This window comes from Methylomarinovum caldicuralii (assembly GCF_033126985.1).
Taxonomy (GTDB): domain Bacteria; phylum Pseudomonadota; class Gammaproteobacteria; order Methylococcales; family Methylothermaceae; genus Methylohalobius; species Methylohalobius caldicuralii.
The window spans coordinates 955,759-970,299 of the sequence record NZ_AP024714.1; the positions used below are offsets into that span (position 1 = coordinate 955,759).

Genomic DNA, 14,541 nt, shown 5'->3' on the forward strand with positions numbered 1-14,541 from the left:
GATCACAACAACTCCGTCAAAAGGGGAGGATGACAATGAAAAAACTGACCAAAGCCCTGATGGCCGGCTCCGTGGCCGCCGCAACCGCCCTGGCGCCGGTGGCCCAGGCACACGAGCATCACGGCGGCGCCGACGCCCGCATCCGCATGCTGGAGGAACAGCTGCAGCTGCTGAAGCAGGAACTGGCCGATCTCAAGGCCCATTCCCAGATGCATCACGAGAAGGTGATGGAGCTGGAGGAATGGAAGGAACAGGCCGGCGCCGGAGGCGCAGCCGGTGAAAGCATGATCTTCTTCCGCGGCGGTTATGCGCGGGCGATGAGCGACCGCGCCAAGGACGTGCTGCCTTCGACCGATTCTAGCGCCGCAAAGGGCCAGAATGGTTTCTACGTCGGCGCCGGCTTCGAGCACACCCTAAGCCGTGACCTGTTCGGCATGACCGAAGGGACGATCCTGGAAGGGACCGACCTGCTCGGCGAAGTGATGTTTGAATACAAGCGCTTCGCCCGGGGAAGCGGTTTGTTGACGGATAGCGACCAGGGTGTGGTGGTGACTCAGCTGGCTCCGACGAAGACTGCGGAAACCTCCACAGTGACCCAATTCACCCTGACCGCCGCCCCCAAGATCAAGTTCATGCGCGGCAGCATGATCCGGCCGTGGATCATTCCGGTGGGTCTGGGCATCCATGTCATCAGCCCGCCCTCCGACGGGGTGACGGTGCTCAATCCGGGCCTGGTGTTCGGCGCCGGTGCCGATGTCGACGTCTTCAAGAACGTCGTGATCGGTGCCGACTTCCGTTACCACGTCACGCCCGGCAACGACAGCAGCCTGAATGGCGTCGAGGATACCGACACCGACGGCCTGACCGCCGGTGGTTACGTGGGCTTCAAGTTCTGAGCCATTTCCGCTCGGTATCGGGAAGGGGGCCGCAAGGCCCCTTTCTTTTTGGATTACAATATCCGCCATGAAAACCCTGTATCCGCCCATCGAACCCTACGCCAGCCATTGGCTCGAGGCCGACGGCCACCGCATCTACTACGAGGAGTGCGGCAATCCGGAAGGGCTGCCGGTGCTGTTTCTCCACGGCGGGCCCGGTTCGGGCTGCCGGCCGGACCACCGCCGGTTCTTCGATCCGGCCCGTTGGCGCATCGTCCTTCTCGACCAGCGCGGCAGCGGCCGCAGCGAGCCCCAGGGGGAGCTGCGCGACAACGACACCGGCAAGCTGCTGGAGGACCTGGAGGCGATCCGCACCCGCCTGGGCATCGCCCGCTGGGCGGTGTCCGGCGGCTCCTGGGGGGCGGCCCTCGCCCTGCTGTACGCCCAGAAACACCCCGAGCGGGTGCTGGGGCTGATCCTCAGGGGCGTGTTCCTGGCCCGGCCTTACGATCTCGACTGGTTCATCCGCGACGGGGTCAAGCGCATCTACCCCGATCACTGGCACCAGCTGGTCAGCAGCCTGCCGGTTTCGGGCTGGAACGATCTGATCCAGGGGATGTACAAGGCGGTCACCGGCGGCAACGAGGCCCTGCAGCACCGGGTCGTCGAAGCCTGGACCCGCTGGAGCAGCGCGGTGACCCTGGGGCGCGACTTCGATCCCGGCAAGCTGCCCGCTCCCGAGTCCGTCCTGCCCAAGGTCAAGATCGAGCTCCACTACGCCGCCCACCGCTATTTTCTCGACGACAACCGCATCCTCCACGACTGCCGCTACATCCGCCACATTCCCGCCACCATCGTCCACGGTCGCTGGGATCTGGTCTGTCCGCTGGAGGCCGCCTTCGTCCTCAAGCGCCAGCTGCCGGGGGCGGAACTTCGGGTGCTGGAGAACGCCGGGCACATCGCCGCCGGGGAGGAGATGATCGACGCTCTGGTGGATGCCGCCGACCGCCTGGCCGAGCGCCTGAGCGCCTCATGAAAAAACGCCTCGTCGTCGCCCTCACCGGCGCCACCGGCGCCGTCTACGGCGTCCGCATCCTCCAGCTGCTGCGGCCGCTGCCGGCGTGGGAAACCCATCTCATCGTCTCCCGCGCCGGGGTGATGAACCTGCATCACGAGCTGGGCATGAAGAAACCCCAGGTGCAGGCGCTGGCCGACGTCCACTACGACATCGATGACATCGCCGCCGCCATCGCCAGCGGCGCCTTCCGGGTCGATGGCATGGTGGTGGCGCCCTGCTCCATGAAGACCCTGGCGGCCATCGCCCACGGCTTCGGCGACAATCTCATCAGCCGCGCCGCCGACGTCACCCTCAAGGAGCGCCGCCCCCTGGTGCTGGTGCCCCGCGAGACCCCCCTGAACCTGGCCCATCTGCGCAACATGACCGCGGTGACGGAAATGGGCGGCATCGTCTTCCCTCCGCTGCCGGCCTTCTACGGCCGCAACAAGACCCTGGCGGAGATGATCGACGAGAGCGTCGGCCGCATTCTCGGCTTCTTCGGCATCGAGATCGACGGGCTGGTAGAATCCTGGGAAGGTCTGTAGCGGAGGAAAGCCCATGGCCCAAACCGCCAAACGCCACGTCACCTACGAGGACATCCTCAACCTGCCGGAGAATCTGGTCGGCGAGATTATTGGCGGCGCGCTCTACACCCAGCCGCGGCCGGCGCCGAAACACGCCTGGAGCCATTCGGTTCTGGGGGGAAGCCTTGGAGAAGCCTACGGCTGGGGCAGCGGCGGCCCCGGCGGCTGGTGGATCATCGACGAGCCGGAGCTGCACATCGGCGGCGACATCCTGGTGCCCGACCTGGCCGGCTGGCGGCGCGAGCGGATGCCGGCGCTGCCGGAGACCGCCTGGTTCGAACTGGCGCCCGACTGGGTCTGCGAGGTGCTGTCCCCCTCCACCGCCCGCATCGACCGCAGCCTGAAGATGCCGCGCTACGCCCGCTGGGGCATGCCCCATCTGTGGCTGGTGGACCCGTCGCTGCGGACGCTGGAGGTTTACGCCCTGGAGCAGGGCCGCTGGTGTGTGCTGACGACCCTCAAGGACGACGACCCGGTGCGTCAGCCGCCCTTCGAGGCGGTCGAATTTCCCCTGGACCGGCTCTGGGCCTGAGCCAGCACCCGGCAGATGCCTGCGGTCAGCGTCGCCAGGTCCGCATCGTCCATCACGTAGGCCGGCATGGTATAGACCAGCTTGCCGAAAGGCCGCAGCCAGATCCCGGCCTCGACGAACTTTGGCGTGATCTGCGCCAGGTCCACCGGTTCGGTCGTCTCCACCACCCCGATCGCCCCCAGAACGCGCACATCCGCTACCTCCGGAAGCGCCCGGCAGGGCGACAGCCCGGCGCGCAGGCCGGCCTCGATCCGCCGCACCTCGGCCTGCCAGTCCGATTCCAGCAGCAGGTCGATGCTGGCCGCCGCGACCGCGCAGGCGAGGGGATTGGCCATGAAGGTGGGGCCGTGCATCAGACAACCCGCCTCGCTGCAGCGCAGGGTATCGGCCACTGCCGCGGTGGTCAGGGTGGCGGCCAGGGTCAGGTAACCGCCGGTCAGGGCCTTGCCGAGACAGAGGATGTCCGGGGCGATGCCGGCGTGCTCGCAGGCGAACCGTTTACCCGTGCGGCCGAAGCCGGTGGCGATCTCGTCGGCGATCAACAGCACGCCGTGTTCGTCGCACAGCCGCCGCGCCCCGCGCAGGTATTCGGGATGATAGAACCACATCCCCCCGGCGCCCTGGACGATCGGTTCCAGGATCAGCCCCGCCAGTTCGTCGTGGTGGCGCGCCAGCAGGGCGGCCAGGGGTTCCAGGTCCGCCGGGTTCCAGGGATCGTGGAAGCGGCAGGCCGGCCGCGGGGCGAACCGCTGCTGCGCCAGCAGGCCGGAAAACAGGGTGTGCATGCCGGTGACCGGGTCGCACACTGACATGGCGCCGAAGGTGTCGCCGTGATAGCCGCCGCGCAGGGCCAGAAAGCGGCGCTTTTCCGGCCGGCCGCGGGCCCGCCAGTACTGCAGCGCCATCTTCAGGGCTACCTCCACCGCCACCGAGCCGGAATCGCTGAAGAACACCTTCTCCAGCGGCGCCGGGGTCAGGTCCACCAGCCGTCGGCCCAGTTCCACGGCCGGGGCGTGGGTCAGGCCGCCGAACATGACATGGGCCATCTGCGCCAGCTGCTCCCGGGCGGCGGCGTTGAGGCGTGGGTGGTTGTAGCCGTGGATCACGCACCACCACGAGGCCATGCCGTCGATCAGTGCCCGGCCGTCGGCCAGGTGCAGGCGCACCCCCTCGGCGCGCGCCACCGGCCACACCGGATAGTGGGGCGGCAGGGTGCTGTAGGGATGCCACAGATGCGCGCGGTCGAAGGCGAGGGCGGCGTTCCAGGCGCTCACAGCTCGATGTCGATGGGATGACCCAGGGCCTTTTCGGCGATGTCCTTCTGCCGCAGGGCGGCCCAGCGTTCCAGCAGCAGGTCGCCCTTGCCGAGGCAGCGGATCTCGATGCGCTTGCCGTCGAAGTGGCAATGGATTTCCGCCACCCCGCCGCGGCGTTCCTTGTCGAAGGCGATGGCCAGCCGCAGCAGCGCCGTCAGTTTGAGCCAGCGTTCCCGCGCAGCCTTGTCCAGCGGCGCCAGCAGCGCGTCGTCCCCGTCCGGCAGTTTCTTGCGCTGGCAGCGCACCACCAGGGCGAAAAGTCGCTGCTCGGCGTTGCTGATGCCCAGCATCGGCATGGCGCTGAGCAGATAGTGGGCGTGGCGGTGATGGCCGTCGGGGCGGACAAAGATGCCAATCTCGTGCAGCAGCGCCGCCAGTTCCAGCAGCAGGCGGTCGCGGGCCGGCAGGCCGTGGACGGGGGTGAGCTGGTCGAACAGCTGCAGGGCCAGGCGGCGCACCTGGTCGGCGTGTTCCCGGTCCACGCGGTACTTGCGCGCCACCGAGGCGGCCCAGGCCAGGGCGTCCTGATGGGCGTTGCCGCGGCGGCGCTGGAGCAGGTCCAGCAGCGCCCCCTCCGCCAGCCCCACGCCGGGGATCAGCAGATCCGGCTTGCCCACCAGCTTGAGCACCTGCCGCAGCACGTGGCTGGCGGGGATGATGACGTCGGCCCGGTCCGGGCGCAGCTTGAGCTGTTCCAGCCGTTCCTCGTAGCTCAGCGCGTCCAGGCGCTTGCACAGGGCCTTGAGCTGGCCGTACCTGAGGCGCTTGGGGGAGCCTGTGTCCAGCAGCTGCCGCCCCAGCTGCCCCAGGGCCTCGATGTTGCCGCCGGTGCCGACGGCGATGTCGATGGGGGCGCCGTCCACCAGTTCGCGGATCTTGCCGGCGTTGGCGTCGAAGAATTCGTCCAGCAGGCGGACGAAGCGCTTCTGGTCCTCGCCGCCGAAGCGCGACAGCAGCCGCACCGTGCCCATCTTCAGGCTTTCCAGCGCCGTCACCTGCCCCCGCGCCAGCACCACGAACTCGACGCTGCCGCCGCCGATGTCGATGAGGAAGGCGTTGCGCTTCTCCAGCTCCGGGAGCGCGTGGCGCACCGCCAGGGAAATCAGCCGCGCCTCCTCGGTGCCGGAGATGACCTCGATGACGATGCCGGTTTCCGCCTTCACCTGCTCGATCAGCACCTGGCGGTTTTCCGCCTCGCGCATGGCGCTGGTGGCGATGGCGCGCACCTGGGTCAGGGGGACGTGCTTGCGTTCCAGCAGTTGGCGGAAGTCGTGGAAGGTCTCCAGGGCGCGGGCGAGGGTGTCCTCGCCGAGACGTCCCCGGCCGAAGGCGTCCTGTCCCAGCCGCACCGGGGCGCGGATGGCCTCGATGACGTCGAGGCGGCCGCCGTGCCCCAGCGCGCCCACGCGCAGGCGGACGGCGTTGGAGCCGATGTCGATGACGGCGTGGAGGGGGGAGGATTCGGGCATGAATGAACTCCGTCAGGTCCGGGTGCCAGAGTATAAGGGGTTTGCCGCCGTCAGGCTGCGATCACGGTCAGCTTGCAACCCAAGGCCCGGCATACCTTGATGATGATGTCCATCTTGGGAGAATTGCCTGGTTGCAGGGCGCGATACAGCGTTTCCCGGCTGATGCCGGCTTCCCGAGCGATTTCCGTCATGCCGCGCGCCTTGGCGACGACGCCCAAAGCCTGGGCCAGTTCCGCCGGATCGCCTTCTTCCAGTACGGCAGCCAGATAGGCAGCGATGTCCTTCCGGTCTTTGAGGTGTTCCGCCGGGTCGAAAACAGGCAATTCGTGGATTTTGATGGGATCGTTCATGAGTCATTCCTCTAGACGTTGGGCCAGCTCGATGGCTTTGGCGATATCCGTTGCCTGAGTGGATTTGTCGCCGCCACCGAGCATGACGATCAGCGCATTACCGCATTGAGCGTAATACATGCGCCATCCCGGGCCGAAGTGTTCCCGCATTGCAAACACGCCATGGCCGATGGACCGGACATCCCCCAAATTCCCCCGGGCGGCCCGCTCCAGACGCCGGATCAGGCGGGCTTTTGCCTGATGATCCCTGAGACCGTCCAGCCAAGCGGCAAATTCATCGGTGCGTTTGATTCGATACATGCCCCCATTGTAATCGATCGCCATCAGCCGTTGCAGGACGGGGCGGCGATTTCCCGGCGGGCGGTGGAAAAGCGCCCCGGCCTAAAGTTTTTTCTCCGCAGGTCGCTAACGGGAGTGAACGCGATTCGTCCATGAGAATACGTAGGAGGAAACTCTCATGCCCAGCATCATCAACACCAACATCATGGCCCTCAACACCCAGCGTCATCTCAACAAGACCGAAGGCATGCTGAGCCAGGCCATGGAACGTCTGTCCTCGGGGCTGCGCATCAACAGCGCCGCGGACGATTCGGCCGGGCTGGCCATCGCCACCCGTTTCGACGCCCAGGCCCGCGGTCTGACCGTGGCCATGCGCAACGCCGGCGACGGCGTCTCCATGACCCAGACCGCCGAGGGGGCGCTGTCCAGCATCACCGACAACCTGCAGCGGCTGCGCGAGCTGGCGTTGCAGTCGGCCAACGCCACCAACACCGACAGCGACCGCGCCTCCCTCAACGCCGAGGCCCAGCAGCTCATCGACGAGATCCAGCGCGTGGCCGAGCAGACCCACTTCAACGGCACCAAGCTCCTCGACGGCAGCTTCGGCAAGAAGGTGCTGCAGATAGGCGCCAACGCTGGCGAAACCTTCGAACTCAGCATCGGCAAGATGACCACCGACAAGCTCGGGGCCGGTCAGAGCGCCGGGGTGTCGGCGGTCGGAACCGACAACGCCTTCGCGAACGGCGACCTGATCATCAACGGGGTGGCCATCGGCACCTCCCTGGCCAGTGACGACACTGCCTCAACCAACAATGCAGCCGCCAGCGCCATCGCCAAGGCAGCGGCGATCAACCGCGTCTCCGACCAGACCGGCGTGACCGCCAAGGTCAACGCCAATACCGTGGCCGGAAGCTCGATGATAGGGGCTGCTTTATCCGGGTCGATTACGTTGAACGGTGTCACCATCAGCAACATTGAGACCAGCACCGATACTGTGGCCACCCGCCAGGCGGTTGTGACCGCGATCAACGCGGTCAAGGACCAGACCGGGGTGGAGGCGATCGACACCGGCCAGGATTCCACCGGCATCACCCTGAAGGCCGCCGACGGTCGCAATATCCAGATCGCATTTAATACGGTGACCGCCGCTGCCACTGGCTTGGCCGGTGCTGACACCTATGAGGGCAGCATCACCCTGGTCTCCACCAACGGCCAGCCGATCAAGATCGAGGCCGGCACCAATGGCGAGTCGGGGTTGCAAAATACCGGTCTGATCGCCGGAACCTATGACGGCAACGTGGCGGCGGTATCGAACCTGGATGGTAAATCAGTTAGCGCTCAAGCAAGCGCTATCAGTGCGACCGATGGAAGCACGGGCCAAGATGCCGCGCTCAACGACGGCGACCTGGTGATCAACGGCGTGGCCATCCAGGCGGCCCAGGCCATCGACGACACTGCCTCCGATACCACCGCCAACTCCAGCATCAAGGAAGCCAGCGCCATCGCCATCGCCGCCGCGATCAACAAGGCCAGCGACGCCACCGGGGTGACGGCGACCGCCGATGCCAACGTGGTGGAAGCCACCAGCTCGAGTACTGCGGAAACTGCCGGTCAGTCCATTCAGGTGTACATTAACAACGTGGCCACTGCGGCGATCGTTTCGGTGAATGACCTTGACAAGGACCGTGCCGCCACGGCCGCCGCCATCAACGCCATCGCCGATCAGACCGGCGTGACCGCTGAGGACACCGGTGAGGGCATCCGATTGACTGCCGCCGATGGCCGCAATATCAGCATCGTTGTAGATGAGAATGGGGGAGGTACCGCCGCCAACTTCGGTCTGACTGGGATCGCCACCGACTCCGATGTGGCCGCCAATACCTTCGCGGCTACGGCGCAAACCTACTACTCCACCGTGACCCTGCACTCGGCCAAGGAAATCGACATCCAGGCAGGGATCAACGGCAAGGCGGCGCTGGAGAACCTCAACTTCCGCGCCGGCACTTATGGCGGGGCGGAAAGCGGCCAGTTCCTCAAGGACGTGGACCTGTCCACGGTGGACGGCGCCAACAAGGCCCTGGAGGCCATCGGCAATGCCCTGGAGACCATCAACAGCCAGCGCGGCGAGCTGGGGGCGGTGCAGAACCGGCTCGAGGCCACCATCGAGAACGTCCAGATCACCCGCGACAACCTGACCGCCTCCAAGTCGCGGATCATGGACGCCGACTTCGCCGCCGAGACCGCCCAGCTGGCCAAGGCCCAGGTGATGCAGCAGGCCGGGATGGCGATGCTCGCCCAGGCCAAGCAGGCCCCGCAGCAGGTGCTGTCGCTGCTGCGGTAAGGCAGGCCGGCAACTTCGACCACAGCCCAGGGACGGGCCCGTTTCGGGTCCGTCCCCTTGCCGTTTGAGGAGGCATCATGGCGACCATCACATCCACCGGACTCGGCTCCGGTCTCGACATCCAGAACATCGTCACCAGCCTGGTGGACGCCGAGCGCAAGCCGACCGAGGCCCGCATCCAGCGCCAGCAGGATCAGATCCAGGCCCAGCTGTCGGCCCTCGGCCAGCTCAAGAGCGACCTGGGGGAGATGGACGCGGCCCTTGGCAAGCTCAAGTCGCCGATCTTCTGGCAGCGGCACCAGACCAGTTCCAGCAACGAAGCGGTGGTGACCGCCACCGCCGGCGCCGTGGCCCGTGAAGGGCAGTACCAGGTGACGGTGAACCAGACCGCCCAGGCCCACGCAGTGGCCTCCGGAACCTTCTCCTCGGTGGACGAGGTGGTGGGGGGCGGAACGCTCACCATCCGCTTCGGCACCTGGAGTTACGACGCCGACGGCAATCCCACCACGTTTGCCGCCGCTGCGGGCGGCGCCGCCCAGTCCCTCACCATCGACACCAGCAACAACACCCTGTCCGGCATCCGGGAGGCCATCAACGACGCCGGCGTCGGGGTGCGGGCCTCCATCGTCAACGACGGCAGCGGCTTCCGGCTGGTGCTGACTTCGGAACGGACCGGCGCCGGCAACGCCCTGGAGGTCAGCGTCAGCGACAGCGACGGCAACGACACCGACGCCGCCGGCCTGTCGCGGCTGGCGTTCAACGCCTCGGCCCACAATATGACCCAGACCCTGGCCGGGCGCGACGCCGAGCTGGAGGTGGACGGCATCGCCGTCACCTCGCCCACCAACCTGGTCACCGGCGTCATCGACGGGGTGACCCTCAATCTCAAGAGCGCCGCCCCCGGTTCCACCGTGACCGTGGGCGTTTCTCTCGACGACGAGGCGATCACCGAAGCGATGCAGGGCTTCGTGGACGCCTACAACCAGTTCCGCGCCCACGCGACCGAGGCCACCGCCTTCGACAAGGAGCAGAACGTGGCCGCCCCGCTGCTGGGCGACAGCACCGTCCGCTCGGTGAACACCCAGCTGCGGCGCCTGATCGGCCAGGTGGTGCCGGGGCTGGAGGACGCCGGCATCCGCTCCCTGGCGGACGTGGGACTGAGCACCAACAAGGACACCGGGCAATTGTCCCTGGACACGGCCAAGTTCAAGGCCATGCTCCACGACCATCCCCGGGAGATGCAGGCCCTGTTCGCCACCCGCGGCGACACCAGCGACGCCCAGATCCGCTATTTCGGCGCCACTCCCAAGACCCGGGCCGGCACCTATGCGGTCGAGGTGACCGCCCTGGCGACCCAGGGGCATTTCGACGGCGCATCGGTGCTGCCGGCGGATTTCGCCGCGACCCCACTGGTGATCGACGCCGACAACGACGAGTTCACCGTCGAGGTGGACGGCGTCCGCTCCGGCCCCATCCAGCTGACCCAGGGCAGCTACGCCTCCGGCGACGACCTGGCGCGCGAGATCCAGAACCGCATCAACGACGATGCCGCCCTCAAGGCCGCCGCCCGCCACGTGGAGGTCAGCTACGACAGCGCCAACGCCCGTTTCGTGCTCACTTCCTCGACCTACGGCAGCAGCTCTCAGGTTTCCTTCGCCGCGGTCGATAACAACACTGCCGGCACCCTGGGCTTCTCGGTGGCCGCCGGCACCGCCGGCACCGATGCGGCGGGAAAGATCAACGGGGTGGCGGCCGAGGGCAAGGGGCAGTTCCTCATCGGCGCCGAGGGCGACGCCAGCGAGGGGCTGCAGGTCAAGGTGCTGGGCGGGGCCCTGGGGGAGCGCGGCAGTGTGACCCTGATCCGCGGGGTGGCCGATCGCCTCGACGACCTGCTCAAGCGGTTGACCGGCAGCGGCGGCTCCCTGGCCGACAAGATGGACGGGCTCAACAGCCGCCTCGACAAGCTCAATCAGGAAAAGCACAAGCTCGACGACCGCATGCAGCGGCTGGAGGCAATGTACCTGAAGAAATTCAACGCGATGGACGCCCTGGTGGCCCAGTTCAAGAGCACCGGGGACTTTCTCACCCAGCAGCTCAAGGCGCTGGAACCGAAGAGTGACAATTGACGAAATCGAGGAGAGACGACATGTACGCAACGGCAGGCAACGCAGCGCTGAAACAGTATCAGCAGGTGGGCGCCGAAGGCCAAGTGGCCGACGCCGACGGCCACCGGCTGGTGATGCTGCTGTTCGAAGGCGCCCTGGAACGCATCAACGCCGCCCGCGCCGCCCTGGAGGCCGGCAATCTGGCGCGCAAGGGCGAGCTGATCGGCAAGGCGGTGACCATTCTCGGCGGTCTGCGGGAAACCCTGGACTTCGAAGCTGGCGGCGAAGTGGCGGAAAATCTCGACCGGCTTTATGACTACATGCAGCGCCGGCTGCTCGAGGCCCACGTCAAGAACCGGCCCGAACTGATGCAGGAGGTGGCCGGGCTGCTGCGTCCGCTGGCCGAAGCCTGGGCGGCAATGCCCGAGGAGGCCCGCCGGATGCCGCTGCCGAACGACCGGATTTGAGAGACGGCCCTACACGGAGGACAGAACCATGAACGTCGAAACGCTGATGAACCCCTATCCACCCACATCACCCGCCGCCAAGCCGGCCACCGGGCATACGGGGACAAATCCGGCGACTTCCAAGCCCGCAGGGGAGCGGCAGGCCGAGGCCGCCCCGGAGCCGGAACAACTGGAAGAGGCGGTCAAGCAGATCAACGACTATCTGCAGACGGTGCAGCGCAATCTGGAGTTTTCCATCGACCGGGACACCCACAAGGTGGTGGTCAAGGTGCTGGATGCCGAAAGCGGGGAGGTGGTGCGGCAGATTCCCCCCAAATCGGCCCTGGAGTTGGCCAAGGCCATGAAGGAAAGCAAGGAGGAAGGTCTGCTGTTCGCACAGCGGGTCTGAGGGCGTTTGCATGACGGACTTGGATGAAGCGCTGCGGCTGACGGCCGCGATGGCGGAAAAGGCGGAAGCGGCGGACTTCGAGCCCCTGGAGGCGCTCAAATCCCGCCGGGACGCTATGCTGCGCCGGGCGCTGGCGGGGGAGGAGGGGTCCCGCCGGGAGCGGTATGCGGCACTGTGCCGGATCCGGGAACTGGACGCAAGGATCGTCGCCGTCCTGGAACAGGAGCGGGATCAGGCCGCCGCTGCCCTGCGCCGGCTGCGCAGCCGGCATCAGGCGGTTTCCCGGTATCTTGCCAGCGGAGCGTGAACCCGATGCCGGAAGCCGATCTGTCCCACCTGGAACGTCTCAACCGCCAGTTGCTCGACTGCGCCGCCGCCGGCCGCTGGGACGAGCTGCGACAACTGGCGCGCGAACGGCAGGCGTTGCTGCAGGCCCTGCTGCGCCGCACCGAAGGACAGGAAGCCGCCGCCTGGATCCAGCGGGCCGTGGCGGTGGACCGGACGATCATCCGCCTGAGACTTCGCCGTCGTCATCGGATGCCGGTCGAGTTCAGGCACGCCGCAAGATGAGCTCCAGCACCAGCTTGCTGCCGAAGTAAGCCAGCAGCAGCGCCGCGAACCCCCCCAGCGTCCAGCGGATCGCCGTCTTGCCGCGCCAGCCGTGGCGCCAGCGTCCCCACAGCAACAGCCCGAACACCCCCCACGACAGGATCGACAGCACCGTCTTGTGCACCAGGTGCTGGGCGAACAGATCCTCCACGAACATCAGCCCCGTCAGCAGCGAGGCGCTGAGCAACACGAACCCCACCCCGATCAGCTGAAACAGAAACGTTTCCATCGCCTGCAGCGGCGGCAGCGAACGCACGAAACGCCCCGGATGCTTGTGGCGCAGCTGCCAGTCCTGCCAGGCCAGCAGGACGGCCTGGAAGGCGGCGACGTTGAGCAGGCTGAAGGCCAGAATCGACACCAGGATGTGCAGCTGCATCCCCGGCGACAGCGTGGCGAGGGGATGCACTTCGGCGGGAAACGCCAGTCTAAGCAGCAGTGTAAGCGCCGCCAGCGGCAGGACCGCCAGCCCCAGCTTGTCAAGAGGTTTGCCCAGAGCGGCGGTGAGGAATAGCAGCACGATCATCCAGCTGATCAGGGCGGCGGTATTGAAGAAGCTGAGATCGAGCCCCGCGGGCGTCAGCAGGATGTTCCCCAGGGCGATGCCGTGCAGCACCGCGCCGATGGCGGTGGCCGCCAGCACCGTCCAGCGGCTGGCGGCCGGATGCAGCAGCCGCCAGAATCCGACGAGATAAGCGGCGATTGCGCCGCCGGCAACGATCATGGTCCAATTCGCCAATGGTTTCCTCCTTACTCACTCTGGCATAATACCCGACATTCTATTGCAGGTGACAGTACGCCATGTTTGACAATCTGACCGAACGCCTTACCAAGACCCTCAAGACCATCCGCGGCCAGGGCCGCCTGACCGAGGACAACATCAAGGACACCCTGCGCGAGGTGCGCATGGCCCTGCTGGAGGCCGATGTCGCCCTGCCGGTGGTCAAGGCCTTCATCGACCGGGTGCGCGAGCGCGCCTTGGGACAGGAGGTCCAGGCCAGCCTGACGCCGGGGCAGGCATTCGTCAAGATCGTCAACCAGGAACTGGTGGATGTCATGGGCGGGGCCAGCGAAGGCCTCGACCTGGCCACCCAGCCGCCGGCGGTGATCCTGATGGCCGGCCTGCAGGGGGCGGGCAAGACCACCACCGTGGCCAAGCTGGCGCGCTGGCTCAAGGACAATCAGAAGAAGAAGGTCGCGGTGGTCAGTGCCGACGTTTACCGCCCGGCCGCCATCGAGCAGCTGAAAACCCTGGCCGAAGATGTCGGCGTCGAGTTCATTCCCTCGTCGCCGGAGGAGCAGCCGGTGGAGATCGCCAAAAAGGCCGTCGAACACGCCCGCAGGAAACTGCTGGATGCGGTCATCATCGACACCGCCGGCCGTCTCCACATCGACGAGGACATGATGCGGGAGATCCAGGCCATCCACGCGGCGGTCAATCCGGTCGAGACCCTGTTCGTGGTGGACAGCATGACCGGCCAGGACGCCGCCAACACCGCCAAGGCCTTCCACGACGCCCTGCCGCTCACCGGCGTGGTGCTGACCAAGGCCGACGGCGACGCCCGGGGCGGGGCAGCGCTGTCGATCCGCCACATCACCGGCAAGCCGATCAAGTTCATCGGCACCGGCGAGAAGACCGACGCCCTCGAGCTGTTCCACCCGGACCGCATCGCCTCGCGCATCCTCGGCATGGGCGACGTCCTCAGCCTGATCGAGGAGGTCGAGCGCAAGATCGACAAGGGCAAGGCGGAGAAATTCGTCAACAAGCTCCAGAAGGGCAAGGGCTTCGATCTGGAGGACATGCGCGAGCAGCTTATGCAGCTCAACAAGATGGGCGGCGTCTCCAAGCTCCTCGACAAACTGCCGGGCATGGGCGAGCTGCCCAAGAACGTCAAACAGAACATCGACGACCGCGACATCGACCGCCAGATCGCCATCATCAATTCCATGACCCCCCATGAGCGCCGCTTCCCGGCGGTCATCAACACCTCACGCAAGCGCCGCATCGCCAGGGGGGCGGGGATGCAGGTGCAGGACGTCAACCGCCTGCTGAAGCAGTACAACCAGATGCAGAAGATGATGAAGAAGATGAAAAAGATGAAGGGCTTCGGCAAAGGCGGCTTCCCAGGCATGCCCGGCGGCGGGATGCCGAAGCTGCCGTTCTGAGGGGAT

The 14,541-nt window shown here is 66.6% G+C and carries 16 protein-coding genes; 11 read left to right on the forward strand and 5 right to left on the reverse strand.

The features are described from left to right. Positions 1-35: 35 nt before the first annotated feature. From MCIT9_RS05065 to MCIT9_RS05080, 4 genes are all read left to right on the forward strand, one after another. Complete coding sequence (locus MCIT9_RS05065) at positions 36-896, forward strand: porin family protein (protein ID WP_317706323.1); 861 nt, start codon at positions 36-38, stop codon at positions 894-896. A 67-nt stretch (positions 897-963) separates the two neighbouring features. Then, positions 964-1,911, forward strand: a complete 948-nt coding sequence (gene pip, locus MCIT9_RS05070; RefSeq protein WP_317706324.1) for a prolyl aminopeptidase — start codon at positions 964-966, stop codon at positions 1,909-1,911. Then, positions 1,908-2,477 (forward strand): UbiX family flavin prenyltransferase, encoded by a 570-nt coding sequence (locus tag MCIT9_RS05075; protein ID WP_317706325.1) that lies wholly within the window; start codon positions 1,908-1,910, stop codon positions 2,475-2,477. Before pip ends, MCIT9_RS05075 begins: the two co-directional genes overlap by 4 nt. A gap of 13 nt (positions 2,478-2,490) precedes the next feature. After that, positions 2,491-3,048, forward strand: a complete 558-nt coding sequence (locus MCIT9_RS05080; protein WP_317706326.1) for a Uma2 family endonuclease — start codon at positions 2,491-2,493, stop codon at positions 3,046-3,048. Here MCIT9_RS05080 and bioA read toward each other — a convergent pair. From bioA to MCIT9_RS05100, 4 genes are read right to left on the reverse strand one after another with little or no spacing between them, the layout of a single operon-like run. Further along, entirely contained in the window at positions 2,997-4,322 is a 1,326-nt protein-coding gene (bioA, locus tag MCIT9_RS05085; RefSeq protein ID WP_317706327.1) for an adenosylmethionine--8-amino-7-oxononanoate transaminase, read from the reverse strand. The two genes, MCIT9_RS05080 and bioA, sit on opposite strands and share 52 nt — an antisense overlap. Next, entirely contained in the window at positions 4,319-5,833 is a 1,515-nt protein-coding gene (locus tag MCIT9_RS05090) for a Ppx/GppA phosphatase family protein (protein WP_317706328.1), read from the reverse strand. Before MCIT9_RS05090 ends, bioA begins: the two co-directional genes overlap by 4 nt. Positions 5,834-5,883: 50 nt before the next feature. Continuing rightward, a complete protein-coding gene (locus MCIT9_RS05095) occupies positions 5,884-6,183 on the reverse strand; it encodes an addiction module antidote protein (RefSeq protein ID WP_317706329.1) in 300 nt (99 codons plus the stop codon). A gap of 3 nt (positions 6,184-6,186) precedes the next feature. Next, positions 6,187-6,507 (reverse strand): type II toxin-antitoxin system RelE/ParE family toxin, encoded by a 321-nt coding sequence (locus MCIT9_RS05100; RefSeq protein ID WP_317706330.1) that lies wholly within the window; start codon positions 6,505-6,507, stop codon positions 6,187-6,189. Positions 6,508-6,640: 133 nt separating this feature from the next. Here MCIT9_RS05100 and MCIT9_RS05105 point away from each other — a divergent pair, with 133 nt between their 5' ends. The 6 genes from MCIT9_RS05105 (at position 6,641) to fliT (MCIT9_RS05130) (ending at position 12,333) form a co-directional block, all read left to right on the forward strand. Then, the gene (locus MCIT9_RS05105) at positions 6,641-8,803 is read left to right on the forward strand and encodes a flagellin N-terminal helical domain-containing protein (protein WP_317706331.1); all 2,163 of its coding nucleotides are present in this window, start codon (positions 6,641-6,643) and stop codon (positions 8,801-8,803) included. Between the two features lie 77 nt (positions 8,804-8,880). Further along, positions 8,881-10,929, forward strand: a complete 2,049-nt coding sequence (fliD, locus tag MCIT9_RS05110) for a flagellar filament capping protein FliD (RefSeq protein ID WP_317706332.1) — start codon at positions 8,881-8,883, stop codon at positions 10,927-10,929. Between the two features lie 20 nt (positions 10,930-10,949). Next, a complete protein-coding gene (gene fliS / locus MCIT9_RS05115; RefSeq protein WP_317706333.1) occupies positions 10,950-11,375 on the forward strand; it encodes a flagellar export chaperone FliS in 426 nt (141 codons plus the stop codon). A gap of 28 nt (positions 11,376-11,403) precedes the next feature. Next, complete coding sequence (locus MCIT9_RS05120) at positions 11,404-11,763, forward strand: flagellar protein FlaG (protein ID WP_317706334.1); 360 nt, start codon at positions 11,404-11,406, stop codon at positions 11,761-11,763. A gap of 10 nt (positions 11,764-11,773) precedes the next feature. Next, complete coding sequence (fliT, locus tag MCIT9_RS05125) at positions 11,774-12,070, forward strand: flagellar protein FliT (protein ID WP_317706335.1); 297 nt, start codon at positions 11,774-11,776, stop codon at positions 12,068-12,070. Positions 12,071-12,075: 5 nt separating this feature from the next. Beyond that, complete coding sequence (gene fliT / locus MCIT9_RS05130; protein ID WP_317706336.1) at positions 12,076-12,333, forward strand: flagellar protein FliT; 258 nt, start codon at positions 12,076-12,078, stop codon at positions 12,331-12,333. Here the strand turns inward: fliT (MCIT9_RS05130) and MCIT9_RS05135 are convergent. After that, complete coding sequence (locus MCIT9_RS05135; RefSeq protein WP_317706337.1) at positions 12,314-13,108, reverse strand: cytochrome C assembly family protein; 795 nt, start codon at positions 13,106-13,108, stop codon at positions 12,314-12,316. The genes fliT (MCIT9_RS05130) and MCIT9_RS05135 overlap by 20 nt on opposite strands. 62 nt (positions 13,109-13,170) lie before the next feature. Between MCIT9_RS05135 and ffh the strand changes: the two genes are divergently transcribed. Continuing rightward, complete coding sequence (ffh, locus tag MCIT9_RS05140; RefSeq protein WP_317706338.1) at positions 13,171-14,535, forward strand: signal recognition particle protein; 1,365 nt, start codon at positions 13,171-13,173, stop codon at positions 14,533-14,535. Positions 14,536-14,541 lie beyond the last annotated feature (6 nt).

Excerpts from the sequence above, each read along its gene's own strand:
- MCIT9_RS05065 (WP_317706323.1), top strand. The coding sequence starts at position 36 with ATGAAAAAACTGACCAAAGCCCTGATGGCCGGCTCCGTGGCCGCCGCA.
- pip (WP_317706324.1), top strand. The coding sequence starts at position 964 with ATGAAAACCCTGTATCCGCCCATCGAACCCTACGCCAGCCATTGGCTC.
- MCIT9_RS05075 (WP_317706325.1), top strand. The coding sequence starts at position 1,908 with ATGAAAAAACGCCTCGTCGTCGCCCTCACCGGCGCCACCGGCGCCGTC.
- MCIT9_RS05080 (WP_317706326.1), top strand. The coding sequence starts at position 2,491 with ATGGCCCAAACCGCCAAACGCCACGTCACCTACGAGGACATCCTCAAC.
- MCIT9_RS05090 (WP_317706328.1), bottom strand. The coding sequence starts at position 5,833 with ATGCCCGAATCCTCCCCCCTCCACGCCGTCATCGACATCGGCTCCAAC.
- MCIT9_RS05095 (WP_317706329.1), bottom strand. The coding sequence starts at position 6,183 with ATGAACGATCCCATCAAAATCCACGAATTGCCTGTTTTCGACCCGGCG.
- MCIT9_RS05100 (WP_317706330.1), bottom strand. The coding sequence starts at position 6,507 with ATGGCGATCGATTACAATGGGGGCATGTATCGAATCAAACGCACCGAT.
- MCIT9_RS05105 (WP_317706331.1), top strand. The coding sequence starts at position 6,641 with ATGCCCAGCATCATCAACACCAACATCATGGCCCTCAACACCCAGCGT.
- fliD (WP_317706332.1), top strand. The coding sequence starts at position 8,881 with ATGGCGACCATCACATCCACCGGACTCGGCTCCGGTCTCGACATCCAG.
- fliS (WP_317706333.1), top strand. The coding sequence starts at position 10,950 with ATGTACGCAACGGCAGGCAACGCAGCGCTGAAACAGTATCAGCAGGTG.
- MCIT9_RS05120 (WP_317706334.1), top strand. The coding sequence starts at position 11,404 with ATGAACGTCGAAACGCTGATGAACCCCTATCCACCCACATCACCCGCC.
- fliT (WP_317706335.1), top strand. The coding sequence starts at position 11,774 with ATGACGGACTTGGATGAAGCGCTGCGGCTGACGGCCGCGATGGCGGAA.
- fliT (WP_317706336.1), top strand. The coding sequence starts at position 12,076 with ATGCCGGAAGCCGATCTGTCCCACCTGGAACGTCTCAACCGCCAGTTG.
- ffh (WP_317706338.1), top strand. The coding sequence starts at position 13,171 with ATGTTTGACAATCTGACCGAACGCCTTACCAAGACCCTCAAGACCATC.